Origin of the sequence: Pseudomonas sp. PS01299 (assembly GCF_029960145.1) — a bacterium.
GTDB classification, from domain to species: Bacteria; Pseudomonadota; Gammaproteobacteria; order Pseudomonadales; family Pseudomonadaceae; genus Aquipseudomonas; species Aquipseudomonas putida_A.
On sequence record NZ_JASCPO010000018.1, the window covers coordinates 1 to 19,183 of the forward strand.

Consider the following 19,183-nt stretch of genomic DNA (forward strand, 5'->3'; position numbering starts at 1 on the left):
CGAATGCGCTGCATCAGTCGACATCAATGTTGAATGACACGGCGCATTCGCGAGCAAGCCCGCTCCCACAATGGAATACCGTCACTGACTTGATGCAACTACGCTAATAAGATCCTCCCAACCGACAGCCCCCATCATGATCGCGAGCCGTACCCCACCTCTGGCGGGCAAGACCGGACGCCCCGAATTGCTGCTGATCTGCGGCAGTTCGCTGACCGTGATCGCGATTCTGTGCATCGTCACTTTTCTGCTGATTCGTGAGCACGCCAACGCTCAGGAAGCGGCCACCCGCAGTGCCACCACCATCGCCCAGTTGATCGACGCCGACGTCCTGCGCACAGTCGAGCTGTACGACCTGACCTTGCAAGGCCTGATCGCCGCCGCCCAGCGTGATGATCTGCGCGACGTCACCCCGCAGATCCGCCATCTGGCGCTGTTCGACCGCTCGACCACCGCGCGCTTCAAGGGCGACATCCTGCTGCTCGACAAGCACGGCGATGTGGTCGCCGACTCATCACGCATCGAACCCAAACCGGGCAACTTCGCCGACCGCGATTATTTCCTCGCCCACGCCTTCAACCGCGATACCGGCATGTTTATCAGCCGCCCGTTCAAGACCCGCTGCGATTGCGACGAAGCCAATCAATGGCGCATCAGCTTCAGCCGACGGATCTCCTCGGACACCGGTGAGTTCGCCGGTGTGGCGGTGGCGTCGATGAAACTCGACTACTTCGATCAGTTGTTCAACAGCCTCGATATCGGCAAAGACAGCACGCTGAACATCATCAACAGCGACGGCGTGCTGCTGGCGCAGAAGCCTTATCTGCAAAGCGACTCCATCGGCAAGAGTTTCGGCAACCGGCCCAACGTGGTGCGGATTCTCGGCGACAAGGACGGCAGTGGCAGTTTCACCAGCACTTCGAGCATGGATCATCAGCAACGGCTTTACACCTATTCGCGGGTCGGCAATCTGCCGTTGACGGTGATGGTCGCGCTCTCCAGTGATGAGGTGTTCGGCACCTGGCGCCGCACCGCGCTGTTGATCAGCGGCGCCACCGGCGTGCTGTGTGCCGGGCTGCTGTGGCTGACCTGGCTACTTGCCCGTGAGCTGCGCCTGCGCCAGCGCGCCGAACGTGAACTGGCGCAACTGGCCGCCACCGATGCGCTGACCGGCGTGGCCAACCGGCGGATGCTCGATCAGTCGCTGCGCCACGAATGGTTCCGCGCCCAGCGTTCGGGCAAGCCGCTGTCGGTGATGATGATCGATGCCGACCACTTCAAGGCCTTCAACGACCGGCATGGGCATCAGGCCGGTGATCAGGCGCTGCGCGAACTGGCCAGGGAAATCACGGCGAACGTGCGACGACCAGGGGATCTGGTCGCCCGTTACGGCGGCGAAGAGTTCTCGGTGATCCTCGCTGAAACCGACAGCAGCGGCGCGCGACAGATTGCCGAACATATCCGCCAGGCGGTCGAGCAGATGCCGAGGGTCCAGGGCGCGGACGTGGCGATGACCGTCAGTATCGGTATCAGCACCTGGACGGCGGTGGTCGAGATGTCGCTGGAACAACTGCTGTTTGCGGCGGACAAGGCGCTGTATCAGGCCAAAGAAGGTGGGCGCAATCGGGTGGTGGTGGCTGGCTGACAGGTGTATTGGCTTCACCGGCCCTATCGCGAGCAGGCTCACTCCTACAGGGGAACGCATTCCAAATGTGGGAGCGAGCTTGCTCGCGAAGAGGCCAGCCCAGGCAACACAAAAATTGCAGGCATAAAAAAAGGCCATCCGAGGATGGCCTTCAAAAAACTAGAGAGGTTTTTTACTTACACCGCCGCAACCGGGCGCATGTAAGAGATCGGTGCAGTGCTGGCGTCTTCGAACGTCACGACTTCCCACGCATCTGTCTGCTCAATCAACTTGCGCAGCAGCTGGTTGTTCAGTGCATGACCGGACTTGAAGCCTTTGAACTCACCAATCAGGCTGTTACCCAGCAGGTACAGGTCGCCAATCGCATCGAGGATCTTGTGCTTCACGAATTCGTCTTCGTAGCGAAGGCCGTCTTCGTTCAGTACACCATCGGAATCAACCACGATCGCGTTTTCAACGCTGCCGCCGAGTGCGAGGTTGTGCTTGCGCAGGTACTCGATATCACTCATGAAACCGAAAGTACGGGCGCGGCTGACTTCTTTTACGAACGAAGTGCTGGAAAAATCCACGCTTGCACTTTGGGTGCGGTCCCGGAAAACCGGGTGATCGAAATCGATCTCGAAGCTCACCTTGAACCCTTCGAAAGGGACGAAAGTGGCGCGCTTGTCGCCGTCTTCCACTGTCACTTCACGCAGGATGCGGATGAATTTCTTGGCGGCGTCCTGCTCTTCCAGGCCAGCCGATTGAATCAGGAATACGAACGGTCCAGCGCTGCCATCCATGATCGGGACTTCGGACGCGGAGAGCTCGACGTAGGCGTTATCGATGCCCAGGCCAGCCATGGCCGAGAGCAAGTGCTCTACCGTGTCCACTTTGACGTCGCCGTTGATCAGCGTCGTCGACATAGTGGTTTCACCGACGTTTTCCGCGCGGGCAGGAATCTGCACCACAGGGTCGAGGTCAGCGCGACAAAACACAATGCCAGTGTCGACAGGCGCAGGCTTGAGGGTCAGGTAGACCTTCTCCCCGGAATGCAGGCCTACACCTGTGGCACGGATAATATTTTTCAGTGTGCGTTGTTTAATCATGGCTTGGGCCGCTTCAGCGCAAATTGCGAACTGGTATCAACAAAGGCTGGCGATAATAGCAGACCGAGCCTTTGCTGAACACCAATCACCGTCATAGCCCTGATACATTCCATCAATCGGCCTGACGACGCAGGAATGCCGGGATGTCCAGGTAATCCAGATCGTCCTGCGGGTTCATCTTCGCGGCAGTCGCAGCACCGGCCTGAGCCTGGTTGCGCATGACGGTCGGACGGTCCAGGTCACGGTAGTTCACCGCCGGAGCTTCCTGACGCGCAGGAGCCGGTTGTTGAACCTGAGCGGCAGCCATGGAGGTGTGAACGGTGTTGTCGATGACCTTCACAGGCTTCTCGATTTTCGCGCCCAGACCGGTGGCAACCACGGTGACGTGCAGTTCGTCGCGCATGTCCGGATCGATAACGGTACCGACCTTGACCATTGCGTGCTCGGAAGCGAAGGCTTCGATGATGCTACCCACGTCGGAGTACTCACCCAGGGACAGGTCAGGACCGGCGGTGATGTTCACCAGGATGCCGCGTGCACCTTGCAGGTTCACGTCTTCCAGCAGCGGGTTGCGGATGGCCGCTTCGGTCGCTTCACGCGCACGGTTCGGACCGCTGGCGCAGCCAGTGCCCATCATCGCCATGCCCATTTCGCTCATCACGGTACGCACGTCGGCGAAGTCGACGTTGATCATGCCCGGACGCTTGATGATGTCGGAGATACCGCGAACGGCACCGGCCAGTACGTCGTCAGCCTTGGCGAAAGCCGACAAGAGGCTTGCGTCTTTACCGAGGATGGTCAGCAGCTTCTCGTTGGGGATAGTGATCAACGAGTCGACGCTTTCGGAGAGCATGCGGATGCCTTCGTCGGCGATCTGCATACGCTTGCGGCCTTCGAACGGGAACGGACGGGTCACGACCGCAACGGTCAGGATGCCCATTTCCTTGGCCACTTCGGCGATGATCGGTGCAGCACCGGTACCGGTACCGCCGCCCATGCCAGTGGTGATGAACACCATGTTGGTGCCCTGCAGGACTTCGGCAATGCGCTCACGGTCTTCGAGAGCGGCCTGACGACCTACTTCAGGGTTGGCGCCAGCGCCGAGACCTTTGGTCACGCCGGTGCCCAGTTGCAGGATGGTGCGCGCGCCGATGTTTTTCAGCGCTTGAGCATCAGTGTTGGCGCAGATGAATTCGACGCCTTCGATGTTGCTCTTGACCATGTGGTTGACAGCGTTGCCGCCGCCACCGCCAACACCGATAACTTTGATTACCGGGCTTGCGGGGATGTTGTCTACGAGTTCGAACATTTTCCCTCTCCTTACATTCTCTAGTTTTTTCGCCTACTGCATTTTTGTAGCGGTGTTGCGGTAAAGCGTTAGAAGTTGCCTTGAACCCACTTCTTCAATCGGTCCAGCAACGGCGCCTGTGGCTCATCGTTGCTGTAACTGTCGCGGCTGCCGATGCCCGAGAACGAGATCCCGTCGGACTGCTTCTGCAGGCCGTACATCAACAAGCCCACGCCAGTGGAATAAATCGGATTGCGCACCACGTCATCCAGGCCCTTCACGCCATGCGGCACGCCCAGGCGCACCGGCATGTGGAAGATTTCTTCGGCCAGTTCGGTGGCACCTTCCATCTTCGACGTACCGCCGGTCAGGACGATGCCCGCCGGGATCAGGTCTTCGTAGCCGCTGCGACGCAGCTCGGCCTGGATCAGGGTGAACAGTTCGTCGTAACGCGGCTCGACCACTTCGGCCAGGGCCTGACGCGACAGTTCGCGCGGTGGACGGTCGCCAACGCTCGGCACCTTGATGGTTTCGCCGGCACCGGCCAGTTTGGCCAGGGCGCAGGCGTAGCGGATCTTGATCTCTTCGGCGTACTGGGTCGGGGTGCGCAACGCCATGGCGATGTCGTTGGTCACCTGATCGCCGGCAATCGGGATCACCGCGGTGTGGCGGATCGCGCCTTCGGTGAAGATCGCGATGTCGGTGGTGCCGCCGCCGATGTCGACCAGGCACACGCCCAGCTCTTTTTCGTCGTCGGTCAGTACCGAGTAGGCCGAGGCCAGTTGCTCGAGAATGATGTCGTCGATTTCCAGACCGCAGCGACGCACGCATTTTTCAATGTTCTGGGCAGCATTGACGGCGCAGGTGACCACGTGAACCTTGGCTTCCAGACGGACGCCGGACATGCCCAGAGGCTCGCGGACGCCTTCCTGGTTATCGATCACGTAATCCTGCGGCAGGGTGTGCAGCACGCGCTGGTCAGCCGGGATCGCCACGGCCTGGGCGGCGTCGAGTACGCGCTCCAGGTCAGCCGAGCTCACTTCGCGATCACGAATCGCCACGATGCCGTGGGAGTTCAGGCTGCGGATGTGATTGCCGGCCACGCCGACGAAAGCCGAGTGAATGCGGCAGCCCGCCATCAGTTGGGCTTCTTCGATCGCGCGCTGGATCGATTGCACGGTGGACTCGATGTTCACCACCACGCCCTTCTTCAGGCCGCGGGACGGGTGAGTACCGATACCGACGATTTCCAGCGTGCCGTCGTCCGCGACCTCGCCTACCAGCGCCACCACCTTGGAGGTGCCGATATCCAGACCGACGATCATTTTGCCGCTTTGCACGTTTGCCATGGGTCCTGCCTCTTCTTAATTCTTTGCGACAGCGGGTTGGGCTGTCGTCGGCGCTACTGGTTCCCGCCAGCCAACAGCGAGGCCGTTGGCGTAGCGCAGATCGATGCGCGCAATGTTCGTAATCTGGTCTTTAAGCGTCTTGTCATAGATGGCAATGAAGCGGCGCATCTTTTCCACCAGGTTGCCGCGTCCCAGCAGCAACTCGATGCCGGGGCCGGAGCTGCCGGCACCGGTGGTCAGGAACCAGCTGCCACGTTCACGCAGTTCCAGGCGCGCGATTGAGAAGCCCAGCGGCCGGAGCATCTGGCTCAGCACCTGATACTGCTGCATCACTTGCTGCTGGGCCCGTTGTGGGCCGAACAGCTGTGGCAGGTGTTCGTAGTTCGCCAACTCCTTTGGCGTGAAGGCCTGACCCTGGTTGTTGAGCAGCGACTCGTCGCCCCAACGGGCCACCGGCAGTTGCTCTTCGAGGCGGATCACCACCTGATCCGGCCACACCCGGCGTACTTCGGCGTGGGCGATCCAGGGCATCTGCTCAAGCTCGGTACGCATACTGGCCAGATCAATGGTGAAGAAGCTCGACGCCACGTACGGGGCGATTCGCTGCTGCACCGCTTGCTGACTGATGTAGCTCAGGTCGCCCTGCACGGCGATCTTGGTGATCGGCCGGTCGGCATACGGCAGCAAACGCTGCGCGCCTTCGTAGGTACCGAACCCGAGCGCCACCAGCAGCACCGGCCAGAACAGGCTTTTCAGAAAGCCGAAATTGGCTTTCGGCAGGCGCGCGGACATCGGCTCTTTGGCCACCATTCGGCTGGCACCCCGCGGCACCGGCTTGCGGCCGGGTGCGGGTGGCTGATGTCTGAGATGAGCGCCTTGCATGGTCTTAACCTCGCGCCTCTGTGTTACCGGAGCCTTCAACACTGGCGGCCAGAATGGCCAGAACCAGTTGCTGGAAGTCCAGACCGGCAGCACGGGCCGCCATCGGCACCAGGCTGTGATCGGTCATGCCCGGTGCGGTGTTCACTTCCAGGAACCAGAACTGTCCGTCGGCGTCCTGCATCACGTCCGCCCTGCCCCAACCGGCAATACCCAGCGCCTCACAGGCCTTGGCCGTGAGATCCATGAGTTCCTGTTCCTTGGCGGCATCCAGTCCGCACGGAATGCGGTACTGGGTATCGTTGGCGATGTACTTGGCGTCGTAGTCGTAGAACGTGTGCGGTGTACCCAGGGCGATAGGAGGCAACACCTGGTCACGCAGGGTGGCGATGGTGAACTCCGGACCTTGAATCCATTGTTCAACCAAGACTTGCGAATCGTAGGTACTGGCCGCTTTCCATGCGTCGATCAACTCGGACGCAGAACTCACTTTGGCCATCCCGATACTTGAACCTTCATGCGCCGGTTTGACGATCAAAGGGAAGCCCAGTTCCGTCGCCGCGGAAATACAATCGGCTTCGCTGCACAGCACGGCGTGACGCGGCGTCGGAATCCCGAGGCTGTGCCAGACCTGCTTGGTGCGCAGTTTGTCCATCGCCAGTGCCGAAGCGAGGATGCCGCTGCCGGTGTAAGGAATACCGGCGCATTCGAGCAGGCCCTGCATCGAGCCGTCTTCACCGCCACGACCGTGGAGAATGATGAACGCGCGGTCGATCTTTTCATTCAGCAGACGCTGCAGAAAATCCTCGCCGACGTCGATCCCGAACGCGTCCACGCCCGCGCTTTGCAGCGCGTCGAGCACGGCGTTACCGGATTTCAGCGAAACCTCACGCTCGGCACTCATGCCACCGAACAGCACGGCGACACGGCCGAAATCTTTCGGCGCGATGGTGGAGAACAGGTTGGCGTAGGCAGCAGTCATTTCAACTTCCCCTCGACCGACGCCGCCACGGCGCCGGCGAACAATTCACTTTTCAACAGCTTCGGCGCGAGACCGCCGATATCCCCGGCACCCTGGCACAGCAGGATGTCGCCGGCACGCAGCAGCGGCTTGACCAGCGGCGCGAGGTCGACACCGCGCTCGATGTAGATCGGGTCGAGCTGACCACGCTGACGGATGCTGTTGCACAGCTTGCGGCTGTCCGCGCCCGGGATCGGTTCTTCGCCGGCCGGATAGACTTCCATCAGCAGCAGCACGTTGGCATCGGCCAGTACATTGACAAAATCGTCGTACAGGTCACGGGTGCGGCTGTAACGGTGCGGCTGGTAGACCATCACCAGACGGCGCTCCGGCCAGCCACCGCGCACGGCTTTGATCACGGCCGCGACTTCGGTCGGGTGGTGACCGTAGTCGTCGACCAGCATCACGTTGCCGCCGTCCACCGGCAGTTCGCCATAGACCTGGAAGCGTCGGCCAACGCCCTGGAACCCGGAAAGGCCCTGGACGATGGCTTCGTCGCTGACCCCTTCGTCGCTGGCGATGCAGATGGTCGCCAGCGAGTTGAGCACGTTGTGGTTGCCTGGCATGTTCACGGACACGTCCAGCGGCTCGCGATCCGGGCGCAGCACGGTGAAGAAGGTCTGCATGCCCTGCTGACGCACATTGATGGCACGCACGTCGGCGTCTTCGCTGAAGCCGTAGGTCACGGTCGGACGCTTGACCAGCGGCAGGATTTCACGCACCACCGGATCGTCCAGGCACATCACCGCCAAACCGTAGAACGGCAGGTTGTGCAGGAACTCGACGAAGGTTTTCTTCAGTTTGTTGAAGTCACCGTCGTAGGTCGCCATGTGGTCGGCGTCGATGTTGGTGACCACGGCCACCAGCGGTTGCAAGTGCAGGAAGCTCGCATCGCTTTCATCGGCTTCGGCGATCAGGTAGCGGCTGGTGCCGAGCTGGGCATTGGTGCCCGCGGCATTCAGACGGCCACCGATAACGAAAGTCGGGTCCAGGCCTCCGGCGGCGAACACCGAAGCGATCAGGCTGGTGGTGGTGGTTTTGCCGTGGGTGCCGGCGACGGCGATGCCGTGGCGATAGCGCATCAGCTCGGCGAGCATCTCGGCACGCGGTACCACCGGGATGCGGCGCTCAAGAGCGGTCGCCACTTCCGGGTTGGAGGTGTTGACGGCGCTGGAGACCACCAGTACGTCGGCGGTGGCAGCGTTCTCGGCACGGTGGCCGATATAGATGTGCGCGCCGAACGATTCCAGACGCTCGGTCACCGGCGAAGCCTTCAGGTCGGAACCGGACACTTCATAGCCCAGGTTCAGCAACACTTCAGCGATGCCGCACATGCCCACGCCGCCGATACCGACGAAGTGGATGCGACGGATGCGGCGCATTTCCGGTTGTGGCATGGCTTTCTGATTCTCAACCATGGGCCACCTCCAGGCAGGTATCGACCACGCTACGGGTGGCATCGGGTTTGGCCAGACGGCGGGCCGCTTGGGCCATTTCTTCGAGTCGTTGCGGTTGCATCAAGACCTCTGTCAGGCGCGCGGCAAGGTCCGCGGCACCAGTCGTTCTTTGCGGCATCACGAAGGCAGCGCCTTCACGGGCCAAATAATCGGCGTTGCGGGTCTGGTGATCGTCGATCGCGTGGGGCAAAGGCACCAGCATCGAGGGCAGACCAACGGCAGCCAGCTCACTGATGGTCAGCGCGCCAGCGCGGCACACCACCAGGTCAGCCCAGCCATAGGCCTGGGCCATGTCTTTGATAAAGGGCTGCACCTGCGCATCCACGCCGGCGGCGCGGTAGCGCTCTGCAGTCACTTCATCGTGGTTTTTGCCGGCCTGATGAAACACTTCCGGACGCAAATCGGCAGGGACTTGCGCCAGGGCTTCAGGCAGCAACTTGTTCAACGGTTCTGCGCCCAGGCTTCCGCCGAGGATCAGCAAACGCGCTTTGCGCCCGGCCAGAGCCGGTCGCGATGTTTCGAGGAACAGCTCGCTGCGCACCGGGTTTCCGGTGGTACGGCGGGTGTCCGACAGAGTAAAGGTGTCGGGGAATGCTTCACACACCCGGGCGGCGAACGGCACCAACAACCGATTGGCGGTGCCGGCCACGGCGTTCTGCTCGTGAACGATCACCGGCACACCGGCCAGTTTCGCGGCAATCCCGCCAGGCCCGGTCACATAACCACCGAAGCCGACCACGCAGACTGGACGCAACTTGCGAATCACCGCCCGCGCCTGCCACACCGACTTGAGCAACATGAACGGTGCCTTGAGCAGCGACAGCTTGCCCTTGCCACGCAATCCGGTGGCGTTGATGCGATGCAGTTCAAGACCTGCAGCCGGCACCAGTTCGTTTTCGATTCCGCGGGGCGTGCCGAGCCAGTGCACGGTGTAGCCGCGCGCCTGGAATTCACGGGCACAGGACAGCGCCGGGAACACGTGGCCGCCGGTGCCGCCGGCCATGATCAATACGTTAGCGCCCATGGTTCGGCTCCTCGGCGAAGTCGCTCTCATGGAACTCCATCTCTTCACTGCCCAGGTGGGTTCGACTCTCCCACTCGATCCTCAGCAACAAGCCGAGGCAGGCACAGCAGATCACCAGGGAACTACCGCCATAGCTGAGGAACGGCAGGGTCAGGCCCTTGGTCGGCAACAGGCCGACATTCACGCCGATGTTGATCAGGAACTGACCGATCCACAGGAACGACAGACCGTAAGCCACATAAGCGGCGAAGAACTGCTTGGCCTTCTCGGCCCACAGACCGATGTACATGCCGCGAATACAGACGAAGACGAACAGCGCCACGGTGCACAGCGAACCCACCGCACCCAGCTCTTCGGCAAGTACGGAGAACACGAAGTCGGTGTGCGCTTCAGGCAGGTAGAACTGTTTCTGCACGCTGTTGCCCAGGCCAACGCCCAGCCACTCACCGCGACCGAAGGCAATCAACGCCTGCGACAACTGATAACCCGCGCCGAACTGGTCGGCCCACGGGTCGGCGAAGTTAGTCAGACGCGCCATCCGGTAGGGCTGCATCTGAATCAGCAAGACCACGGCCCCGACTGCGAGAACCACCATCAGCGAGAAGCGGAACAGCCCGACTCCGCCGAGGAACAGCATCGCTGCCGCCGCCCCCATCATTACCACGGTGGCACCGAAGTCCGGCTCCATCAGCAACAGACCCGCCATCGGCAGCAGCACGATGAACGGCTTGAAGAAGCCCATCCAGCTCTCGCGCACTTCTTTCTGCCGACGCACCAGATAACCGGCGAGGTAGATCACCACAAACACCTTGGCGATCTCGGACGGCTGAACGTTGAAGAAGCTGAAACCGATCCAGCGCATCGACCCGTTCACTTCACGGCCGATCCCCGGGACGATCACCATCACCAGCAGACCGAATGCGCCGATCAGCATCATCCAGCCCAGACGCTGCCAGGTGGCAATCGGAATCATCATGGTGATGATGCAGGCACCCAGGCCCAGCGCCACATAGATCAGGTGGCGAATCATGTAGTACAGCGCGCTGCCCGACTGCGCCGCCGCCACTTCGGTGGAGGCCGAGGCGATCATGATCAGGCCCAGGCCCAGCAGCGCCAGGCAACCGGCGAGCATCGGGAAGTCGAGGTCGATGCCACGGCCGGTGATGATCGGCGACGGGTACGGCTTGATGATATTGCGCAGGCTCATGCCAGATCCTCCACGGCGCGGACGAACTGGTGACCACGGTCTTCGTAATTCTTGAACATGTCGAAACTGGCGCAGGCCGGCGACAGCAGCACTACGTCACCCGGCTGGGCGACTGCGCGGCACTGCGCAACGGCGTCGACCAGCGAGGTCGCGCGAATCAGTGGCACGGCGTCACCGATGGCCTCGCCGATCTTGTCCGAGTCGCGGCCCATCAGGATCACGGCGCGGCAGTTGGCCGCCACCGGATCACGCATATCCTTGAACTCGGCCCCCTTGCCATCACCACCGGCGATCAGCACGACCTTGCCGTCGATGTCCGCACCGAGGCCTTCGATGGCAGCCAGAGCGGCGCCGACGTTGGTGGCCTTGGAATCGTTGTAGTAACCGACGCCGTCGAGATCACGCAGCCACTGGCAGCGGTGTTCGAGGCCGGTGAAGTTACGCAGGGCATCAAGCATGGCATCGAACGGCAGGCCGACCGCATGCCCCAGCGCCAGCGCCGCGAGGGCATTGGCCTGGTTATGCGCGCCGCGCACTTTCAGTTCGCGCACCGGCATCAGGTTCTGGAACTCGAAGGCCAAGTATTTCTCGCCGTCTTCTTCGCGCAGGCCGAAGGCCTTGAAATCCGGTTTGTTCAGGCCGAAGGTCCAGCATGGCTGGCCCTCGCCGATCAGCGGACGGCTGAGTGCATCCTGACGGTTGACCACGAACTGCTTCGCACCACGGAAGATCCGGTGCTTGGTCAGGTGATACGCTGGCAGGCCGCTGTAGCGGTCCATGTGGTCTTCGCTGATGTTGAGCACGGTGGCCACTTCAGCGTTGAGCTGGTCGGTGGTTTCCAGCTGGAAGCTCGACAGCTCCATCACGTACAGCTCGACGTCATCGCTGAGCAATTCCAGTGCTGGCGTACCGAGGTTGCCGCCCACCGCGACGCGCTTGCCGGCCGCAGCCGCCATCTCGCCGACCAGAGTGGTGACGGTGCTCTTCGCGTTGGAACCGGTGATGGCCACGATCGGCGCCCGCGCGTTACGCGCGAACAACTCGATGTCGCCGGCCATTTTCACGCCACGGGCGGCAGCGGCTTGCAGGGCCGGGGTCGCCAGCGCCAGGCCAGGGCTCACGTAGAGCTCGTCGGCACGGCACAGGAATTCGACGTCCAGCTCGCCACAACGCACTTCCACGTGCGGATAGTCACGCTTGAGCGTGGCCAGTTCCGGTGGATTGTCCCGCGTATCGGCGACGGCAAACGACACGCCCCGGTTCGCCAGGAAGCGAACCAGGGACATGCCGCTCTTGCCGAGGCCGACAACGATGCGGAAGTGGTCAGAAGCGATCAGAGACACTCGTTCTACCTCAGCTTCAGGGTCGCAAGGCCGATCAGCACGAGAATCACGGTGATGATCCAGAAACGGACGATCACGCGTGGCTCGGGCCAGCCCTTGAGTTCAAAGTGGTGGTGAATCGGTGCCATGCGGAACACACGGCGCCCGGTCAGCTTGAAAGAGGCAACCTGGATAACCACCGACAGGGTTTCCATCACGAACACGCCGCCCATGATGAACAGGACGATTTCCTGACGGACGATCACTGCGATGGTGCCCAGTGCCGCGCCCAGTGCCAGAGCACCGACGTCGCCCATGAACACTTGCGCCGGGTAGGTGTTGAACCAGAGGAAGCCCAGACCGGCACCGATCAGCGCGCCGCAGAACACGATCAGTTCGCCCGCACCCGGCACGTAAGGGATCAGCAGGTATTCAGCGAATTTCACGTTACCCGACAGGTAGCAGAAGATCCCCAGACCGCCGCCGACCATCACGGTTGGCATGATCGCCAGACCGTCGAGGCCGTCGGTCAGGTTGACCGCGTTGCTCGAACCGACGATCACGAAGTAGGTCAGCACGATGAAACCGGCGCCCAGCGGAATGCTGTAGTCCTTGAGCATCGGCAGGATCAGCGTGGTCTCAACCGGCGTGGTCGCGGTCATATAAAGGAAGATCGCTGCGCCCAGGCCAAAGACCGACTGCCAGAAATATTTCCAGCGGCTTGGCAAGCCACGGGAGTTCTTCTCGATCACTTTGCGGTAGTCGTCGACCCAGCCGATGGCACCGAACAGCAGCGTCACCAGCAGCACGACCCAGACGTAGCGGTTGCTCAGGTCAGCCCACAGCAGGGTGCTGACACCGATGGAAGACAAAATCAGTGCGCCACCCATGGTTGGCGTACCCGACTTGGACAGGTGCGATTGCGGGCCGTCATTACGAACGGACTGGCCGATCTGACGGTTCTGCAGGGTGCGGATCATCCACGGGCCATAGCACAGCGACAAAACCAGCGCGGTCAGCACACCGAGGATCCCGCGCAGGGTCAGGTACTGGAAGACCGCGAAGCCTTTGTAGAACTGTTGCAGATACTCCGCTAGCAGCAGCAGCATTAATGTTTCTCCAGACTGGGCCCGCACAGAGCCGCAACGATGTTTTCCATCGCTGCACTGCGCGAACCCTTGATCAAAATGGTGGTGTTTGTGTCCTGCTCGGCGTCGAGGGCCTGGATCAGTTCGGCTTGCGTGCCGAAGTGATGCGCCTCTTTGCCGAATGCGTTCACGGCGTGGACCATGTTCGGCCCGACCGCGTAAAGCGCGGAAACCTTGCCCCGGGCATATTCGCCCACGTCGCGGTGCCCCTGCTCCGCCCAGTCGCCCAACTCGCCGATATCTCCGAGCACCAGGACGGTGCGGCCGGAAAAGCCGGCGAGTATATCAACGGCCGCGCACATGGAGGTGGGGTTTGCGTTGTAAGTGTCATCGATCACGCGCATGCCGTTCTTCGCTAGTTGCGCGACGGTGCGACCCTTGACCGGTTGTACCGCGCCAAGCCCGGTGGCAATGCCGAACCGCGACACGCCCAGGGCGTGAGCGGCAGCGGCGGCAGCCATGGCGTTGGCCACGTTATGGGTGCCGAGCAGGTTCAGCTGAACGTGCTCCACACCTTCAGGTGTATGCAGGTTGAAGGCCGGGCAGCCCCGGGCATCGGTGCTCAGGTCGCTGGCGTAGAAGTCTGCCTGAGGATTGTTCAGGGAGAAGGTCAGCACTTTGCGTGCGCCGGCGCGGAGCTTCCAGATACCAAAGGCCTTGTCATCGAGATTGAGCACAGCGATGCCATCCGCTGCCAGCCCGTCGATGATCTCGCCTTTGGCTTCGACGATTTTTTCCGGCCCGCCGAACTCGCCAACGTGGGCGGTACCGGCGTTGTTGAGAATCGCCACGTGTGGCTTGGTCAGCCCGACGGTGTAGGCGATTTCGCCCAGACGCGAAGCGCCCAGTTCGATCACGGCGGCGGTGTGTTCCGGGGCCAGTTCGAGCAGGGTCAGCGGTGCGCCCAGATCATTGTTCAGATTGCCGCGCGTCGCCAGCACCGGACCGCGGGTACGCAGGATGCTCGCGAGCATTTCCTTGACCGTGGTCTTGCCGCTAGAGCCGGTGATAGCCGCGACTGGCTGGGTGAATGCGGCACGGTTCAGCGCACCCAACTGGCCGAGGGCCTGGCGGGTATCCTTGACCAGCAGTTGCGGCAAGGTACTGTCGGGTACTTCGCGCTCGACCAGTGCCGCGACCGCGCCCTTGCCGGCGACGTCGTTCAGATAGTCGTGACCATCGAAGCGCGGGCCAGTCAGGGCAATAAACAGTTGGCCAGCGGTGATCGCACGGCTGTCGATGCTGACGCCATCGAAACTGGCATCGCTGCTGATCAGACGGGCGTCGAGCACGTTGGTCAGTTCGCTCAATGTCAGGGCCTTAAGCATGGGCCACCTCCCACGCGGTGAGGGCATGATCGGCCTCGACCAGATCGGAGAACGCGTGCCGCTCGCCGTTGATTTCCTGATAGTCCTCGTGACCTTTACCGGCCAGCACGATCACGTCATCCGCCGAAGCGCCAGCGATCAGTTGCGCAATCGCCTGACCACGGCCGGCGACGAAGGTGACGTTATCCACAGCGCTGAAACCGGCGCGGATGTCGTCGAAAATCTGCGCCGGGTCTTCCGTGCGCGGGTTGTCATCGGTGACCAGTACGCGATCAGCCAGACGCTCGACCACTTCGGCCATCAGCGGACGCTTGCCGCGATCACGATCACCGCCACAGCCGAACAGGCACAGCAACTGGCCTTTGACGTGTGGGCGCAATGCAGTCAGAACTTTTTCCAGGGCATCCGGGGTGTGGGCGTAATCGACCACCACCAGCGGCTGAGTGCCGCCACCCAGACGCTGCATGCGTCCGGCCGGGCCTTCGAGTTTCGGCAGCACTTTGAGAATTTCGTCGAGGGCGTAATCCAGACCGAGCAAGGCGCCGACCGCCGCCAGTACGTTGCTCAGGTTGAAACGACCGAGCAGCGTGCTGCGCAGATGATGTTCGCCCTGCGGCGTGACCAGCGTGGCGCGCACGCCGTGGTCATCGAACTGCGCTTCACGGCAGAACAGGTAGGCGCTGCTGTCGAGCAGGCTGTAAGTGATCAGGCGCGAATCGCGTTTTTCGGCGGCCAGTTGCCGGCCGAAATCGTCGTCGAGATTGACCACGCGGCACTTCAGGTCATTCCAGGCGAACAGCTTGGCCTTGGCCTCGGCGTACGCCTCCATGGTGCCGTGATAATCCAGGTGATCGCGGGACAAGTTGGTCATCACCGCGACGTCGAACGCCAATGCGGTAACGCGGCCCTGGTCCAGACCGTGTGACGAGACTTCCATGGCCACGGCTTTGGCCCCGGCCTTTTTCAGGTCGCCCAAGGTTGCTTGCACGGCAATCGGATTCGGCGTGGTGTGCAGACCGCTTTCCAGCGCGCCATAGAAGCCGGAGCCCAGCGTGCCGACGATGCCGCAGTGCTGACCGAGCAGGTCGAGTGCCTGCGCGACCAGTTGGGTCACGCTGGTCTTGCCGTTAGTGCCGGTGACACCGATCAGGTTCAGGTGATGGCTTGGCTCACCATAAAAGCGCCCGGCGATGTCGGACAGCTGCGCCGCCAGGCCTTTGACCGGAATCAACGGAACTTCGGTGATCGGCAGCACGGTGGCGCCTTCCACTTCATAGGCAACCGCCGCCGCGCCGCGCTGCAAGGCATCGGCGATGTGCGCACGGCCATCGAACTTGCCGCCCGGCACGGCGAGGAACAGGTCACCCGCGCGTACGTTGCGGCTGTCCAGCGCCAACTCACGGATCAGCAGATCGTGGCCGGCGTGGGGGAATATCTTGTTCAGACTCAGAGACATCAGCCGCGCCCTCCATTGGCTTTCAGCGGAACGACCGGGGTAGCGTTGGCCTGTTGGGTGGTCGGCAGGTTGTCCGGGGTCACGTTCATCAGACGCAGGGTGCCGGACATCACGCGGCTGAACACCGGTGCCGACACCAGACCACCGAAGTAACCGGCCTTGGACGGTTCATCGATCACCACCACGATGGCGTAACGCGGATCGCTCATCGGGCCGAAACCGGCGAACAACGAACGGTACGAGTTTTCGGCGTAGCCCTTGGTGCCCACCGACGTTTTACGTGCAGTACCCGACTTGCCGGCCACGTGATACGCCGGCACCTGCGCACGGAACACGCCGCGCGGTGCTTCAATCACTTGCTGCAGCATGCCTTGCATGGTTTTCGCGACCGCTTCCGGCAGTACCTGGGTGGTCTGCGGCGGCTTGTCGGTTTTGATCAGGGTCAGCGGTGCGAGACGACCGTTGTTGGCCAGCGCCGAGAACGCGTGCACCAACTGGATCGCGGTCACGGAAATACCGTAGCCGTAGGACAGCGTCGCGGTTTCAGCCTTGCGCCATTCGCGGTAGTTCGGCAGGTTGCCGACGCGCTCGCCCGGGAAGCCGAGGCCGGTGTCCTGGCCGAGGCCGACTTTCTGCGCGAGGCGGAAAATGGTTTCGCCACCAATATCGAACGCGACCTTACTCATGCCGACGTTACTGGAGTTGATCAGAATGCCGGTCAGGTCGAGTACCGGACCTTCGGTCTTCGACACGTCCTTGATGGTGTACTTGCCGATCTGCAGGGAGCCTGGGTACACCTCGACGGTGTCGCTCGGTTTCCAGCGGCCGGTTTCGATCGCGGCACTCATCGAGATCGCTTTCATGGTCGAACCCGGTTCGAACACGTCGATCATCGCGCGGTTACGCATCATCGCCGGCTGCAGGTTGCGACGGTTGTTCGGGTTGTAGGTGGGCTGGTTGACCATGGCGAGAATCTCGCCGGTCTTCACGTCCATGATCACCAGGCTACCGGCCTTGGCGCCGTTCTCGATGATCGCGTTGCGCAGCTCGCGGTTGGCCAGGTATTGCAGACGCAGGTCAATCGACAACGCCAAGGGCTTGCCGGCCTTGGCGTTCTTGGTGACCTGGACATCCTTGATCAGCCGACCGCGCCGATCCTTGATGACCTGCCGCTTGCCCGGGACACCGGCCAGCCACTCGTCGTAGGCCAGCTCGACGCCTTCACGCCCGTGATCGTCAATGTCGGTAAAGCCGACCATGTGCGCGGTAACTTCACCGGCCGGATAGAAGCGGCGGAATTCTTCGATGCCGTAAACGCCCGGCACTTTCAAGTCGAGCACAGCCTGGCCCTGCTCGGGGGTCAACCCGCGCACCAGATAAATGAATTCTTTGTTGGCCTGGGCTTCGAGACGTTCGGCCAGGGCTTTCGGATCCTGCCCCAGCGCAGCGGCCAGCGCCGGCCACTTCTCTTTGGCGGTCTGCATTTCCTTGGCGTTGGCCCACAGGGTCGTCACCGGGGTACTCACGGCCAACGGCTCGCCGTTACGGTCGGTGATCAGACCACGGTGAGCAGGAATCGGAATATGACGCAGACTGCGCGCGTCGCCCTGACCTTTGAGGAAGTCACGGTCAACCACTTGCAGGTCGATGATGCGCCAGCAGATCGCCGCGACCATCACGCCGAGCAGTGCCACCATCAGGCGGAAGCGCCACGGGAAGAGTGCCCCTTCGAGTTTCATCATGGCGCCACCATCTTCACGTCAGCCGCGCCAGGGATGTGCATTTTCAGTTGTTCGGTGGCCAGCACTTCGATGCGGCTGTGCGCAGTCCAGGTGCTTTGCTCGAGAATCAGGCGCCCCCACTCGGCCTGCGCCTTGTCGCGCACGCTGAGTTCGTTATAAAGATTGTTGAGCAACTGCCGGTTCCAGTGCGCGCTGTAAGACACGCCGATGGCCGACACGAGCACGCCGATAAACAGCAGCAGCATGATAAAGCTGCCGCCCGGCAGGGGCTTGGCGAAAAGCTTGCTCACCGCAACTTCTCCGCGACACGCATGACAGCGCTACGGGAACGTGGGTTGGCTTTGAGTTCGGCGTCGGAGGCCGTCTGCGCTTTGCCGTGGATTTTGATTTTCGGTTCGAACGCCACGTGGCGCACGGGCAGGTTGCGTGGCAGGTTGTCAGCTTCGCCTTTCACCAGCTTGCGCATGAACAGTTTGACGATGCGGTCTTCCAGCGAGTGGAAGCTGATGACCACCAGACGGCCACCGATCTCCAGAGCATCCAGGGCGGCTTCGAGGCCGGCTTCCAGATCGCCCAGTTCGTTGTTGACGTGAATGCGCAAACCCTGGAATGCACGGGTCGCCGGGTTCTTGCCCTTCTCCCACGCCGGGTTGGCGACTTTCAAGACTTCAGCCAGATCAGCGGTGCGCTCGAACGGCTTGATGTCGCGGCGCTCGGCCACGGCACGGGCCATGCGCCCGGAGAAACGCTCTTCGCCGTATTCCTTGAACACCCGGGCGATTTCTTCCACCGGCGCGGTGTTGACGAACTCGGCGGCGCTGATGCCACGGGACGGATCCATGCGCATGTCCAGCGGGCCGTCATTGAGGAAACTGAAGCCGCGCTCGGCGTCGTCGAGCTGCGGCGAAGACACGCCGAGATCGAGCAGGATACCGCTGACCTTGCCGCTCAGACCTCGCTCGGCAACCACCGAACCCAGCTCGGCAAAGCTGCGCTGCACAACGACAAAGCGGCCGTCTTCGGCCGCTAGCGTTTGCCCGGTGGCAATCGCTTGTGGATCTTTGTCGAACCCGATGAGCCGACCGTCCGTCCCGAGCTGGCTGAGGATCAGCCGACTGTGCCCGCCGCGCCCGAACGTACCGTCCAGATAGCAGCCATCAGGACGTACGGCGAGAGCCTCGACGGCTTCGTCAAGCAGTACGGTGATGTGGTTAAAGCCGCTATCAATA

The 19,183-nt window shown here is 62.0% G+C and carries 16 protein-coding genes; 1 reads left to right on the top strand and 15 read right to left on the bottom strand.

Features of this window, described 5'->3' with window-relative positions; all coding sequences use genetic code 11:
• Nucleotides 1-136 precede the first annotated feature (136 nt).
• A complete protein-coding gene (locus tag QMX91_RS05985; RefSeq protein ID WP_282412409.1) occupies nt 137-1,645 on the top strand; it encodes a sensor domain-containing diguanylate cyclase in 1,509 nt (502 codons plus the stop codon).
• 176 nt (nt 1,646-1,821) lie between these two features.
• Here QMX91_RS05985 and lpxC read toward each other — a convergent pair whose 3' ends face one another.
• The 15 genes from lpxC to rsmH form a co-directional block, all read right to left on the bottom strand.
• Complete coding sequence (gene lpxC, locus QMX91_RS05990) at nt 1,822-2,733, bottom strand: UDP-3-O-acyl-N-acetylglucosamine deacetylase (RefSeq protein WP_007961638.1); 912 nt, start codon at nt 2,731-2,733, stop codon at nt 1,822-1,824.
• Between the two features lie 112 nt (nt 2,734-2,845).
• Nucleotides 2,846-4,042, bottom strand: a complete 1,197-nt coding sequence (gene ftsZ, locus QMX91_RS05995; RefSeq protein WP_007961637.1) for a cell division protein FtsZ — start codon at nt 4,040-4,042, stop codon at nt 2,846-2,848.
• A 68-nt stretch (nt 4,043-4,110) separates the two neighbouring features.
• The gene (gene ftsA, locus QMX91_RS06000; protein WP_003228014.1) at nt 4,111-5,370 is read right to left on the bottom strand and encodes a cell division protein FtsA; all 1,260 of its coding nucleotides are present in this window, start codon (nt 5,368-5,370) and stop codon (nt 4,111-4,113) included.
• A 15-nt stretch (nt 5,371-5,385) separates the two neighbouring features.
• Nucleotides 5,386-6,252, bottom strand: a complete 867-nt coding sequence (locus QMX91_RS06005) for a cell division protein FtsQ/DivIB (protein ID WP_007961636.1) — start codon at nt 6,250-6,252, stop codon at nt 5,386-5,388.
• A 4-nt stretch (nt 6,253-6,256) separates the two neighbouring features.
• Complete coding sequence (locus tag QMX91_RS06010) at nt 6,257-7,231, bottom strand: D-alanine--D-alanine ligase (protein WP_027612179.1); 975 nt, start codon at nt 7,229-7,231, stop codon at nt 6,257-6,259.
• Nucleotides 7,228-8,688, bottom strand: coding sequence for a UDP-N-acetylmuramate--L-alanine ligase (gene murC / locus QMX91_RS06015; RefSeq protein ID WP_025109285.1), 1,461 nt, complete (start codon nt 8,686-8,688; stop codon nt 7,228-7,230). Before murC ends, QMX91_RS06010 begins: the two co-directional genes overlap by 4 nt.
• Nucleotides 8,681-9,751, bottom strand: coding sequence for an undecaprenyldiphospho-muramoylpentapeptide beta-N-acetylglucosaminyltransferase (murG, locus tag QMX91_RS06020; RefSeq protein WP_027612180.1), 1,071 nt, complete (start codon nt 9,749-9,751; stop codon nt 8,681-8,683). Before murG ends, murC begins: the two co-directional genes overlap by 8 nt.
• Nucleotides 9,741-10,952 carry a putative lipid II flippase FtsW gene (ftsW, locus tag QMX91_RS06025; protein WP_171061850.1) on the bottom strand — a complete coding sequence of 404 codons (1,212 nt, stop codon included), beginning with the start codon at nt 10,950-10,952 and terminating at the stop codon, nt 9,741-9,743. Before ftsW ends, murG begins: the two co-directional genes overlap by 11 nt.
• 2 nt (nt 10,953-10,954) lie before the next feature.
• Nucleotides 10,955-12,301, bottom strand: a complete 1,347-nt coding sequence (gene murD / locus QMX91_RS06030) for a UDP-N-acetylmuramoyl-L-alanine--D-glutamate ligase (protein WP_282412410.1) — start codon at nt 12,299-12,301, stop codon at nt 10,955-10,957.
• A gap of 5 nt (nt 12,302-12,306) precedes the next feature.
• Complete coding sequence (mraY, locus tag QMX91_RS06035; protein ID WP_025109289.1) at nt 12,307-13,389, bottom strand: phospho-N-acetylmuramoyl-pentapeptide-transferase; 1,083 nt, start codon at nt 13,387-13,389, stop codon at nt 12,307-12,309.
• Nucleotides 13,389-14,756, bottom strand: coding sequence for a UDP-N-acetylmuramoyl-tripeptide--D-alanyl-D-alanine ligase (gene murF, locus QMX91_RS06040; protein ID WP_282412411.1), 1,368 nt, complete (start codon nt 14,754-14,756; stop codon nt 13,389-13,391). The genes mraY and murF overlap by 1 nt, the downstream gene beginning before the upstream one ends.
• A complete protein-coding gene (locus tag QMX91_RS06045) occupies nt 14,749-16,212 on the bottom strand; it encodes a UDP-N-acetylmuramoyl-L-alanyl-D-glutamate--2,6-diaminopimelate ligase (protein WP_027612183.1) in 1,464 nt (487 codons plus the stop codon). The genes murF and QMX91_RS06045 overlap by 8 nt, the downstream gene beginning before the upstream one ends.
• Nucleotides 16,212-17,951, bottom strand: coding sequence for a penicillin-binding protein 2 (locus QMX91_RS06050; protein ID WP_171061849.1), 1,740 nt, complete (start codon nt 17,949-17,951; stop codon nt 16,212-16,214). The genes QMX91_RS06045 and QMX91_RS06050 overlap by 1 nt, the downstream gene beginning before the upstream one ends.
• The gene (ftsL, locus tag QMX91_RS06055) at nt 17,951-18,244 is read right to left on the bottom strand and encodes a cell division protein FtsL (RefSeq protein WP_007961627.1); all 294 of its coding nucleotides are present in this window, start codon (nt 18,242-18,244) and stop codon (nt 17,951-17,953) included. Before ftsL ends, QMX91_RS06050 begins: the two co-directional genes overlap by 1 nt.
• Complete coding sequence (rsmH, locus tag QMX91_RS06060; protein WP_097086287.1) at nt 18,241-19,182, bottom strand: 16S rRNA (cytosine(1402)-N(4))-methyltransferase RsmH; 942 nt, start codon at nt 19,180-19,182, stop codon at nt 18,241-18,243. Before rsmH ends, ftsL begins: the two co-directional genes overlap by 4 nt.
• Between the last annotated feature and the right edge of the window lies 1 nt (nt 19,183).

What these genes read in the sequence shown, in the direction of transcription:
- QMX91_RS05985 (WP_282412409.1), top strand. Translation starts at nt 137, where the DNA reads ATGATCGCGAGCCGTACCCCACCTCTGGCGGGCAAGACCGGACGCCCC.
- lpxC (WP_007961638.1), bottom strand. Translation starts at nt 2,733, where the DNA reads ATGATTAAACAACGCACACTGAAAAATATTATCCGTGCCACAGGTGTA.
- ftsZ (WP_007961637.1), bottom strand. Translation starts at nt 4,042, where the DNA reads ATGTTCGAACTCGTAGACAACATCCCCGCAAGCCCGGTAATCAAAGTT.
- ftsA (WP_003228014.1), bottom strand. Translation starts at nt 5,370, where the DNA reads ATGGCAAACGTGCAAAGCGGCAAAATGATCGTCGGTCTGGATATCGGC.
- QMX91_RS06005 (WP_007961636.1), bottom strand. Translation starts at nt 6,252, where the DNA reads ATGCAAGGCGCTCATCTCAGACATCAGCCACCCGCACCCGGCCGCAAG.
- QMX91_RS06010 (WP_027612179.1), bottom strand. Translation starts at nt 7,231, where the DNA reads ATGACTGCTGCCTACGCCAACCTGTTCTCCACCATCGCGCCGAAAGAT.
- murC (WP_025109285.1), bottom strand. Translation starts at nt 8,688, where the DNA reads ATGGTTGAGAATCAGAAAGCCATGCCACAACCGGAAATGCGCCGCATC.
- murG (WP_027612180.1), bottom strand. Translation starts at nt 9,751, where the DNA reads ATGGGCGCTAACGTATTGATCATGGCCGGCGGCACCGGCGGCCACGTG.
- mraY (WP_025109289.1), bottom strand. Translation starts at nt 13,389, where the DNA reads ATGCTGCTGCTGCTAGCGGAGTATCTGCAACAGTTCTACAAAGGCTTC.
- murF (WP_282412411.1), bottom strand. Translation starts at nt 14,756, where the DNA reads ATGCTTAAGGCCCTGACATTGAGCGAACTGACCAACGTGCTCGACGCC.
- QMX91_RS06045 (WP_027612183.1), bottom strand. Translation starts at nt 16,212, where the DNA reads ATGTCTCTGAGTCTGAACAAGATATTCCCCCACGCCGGCCACGATCTG.
- QMX91_RS06050 (WP_171061849.1), bottom strand. Translation starts at nt 17,951, where the DNA reads ATGAAACTCGAAGGGGCACTCTTCCCGTGGCGCTTCCGCCTGATGGTG.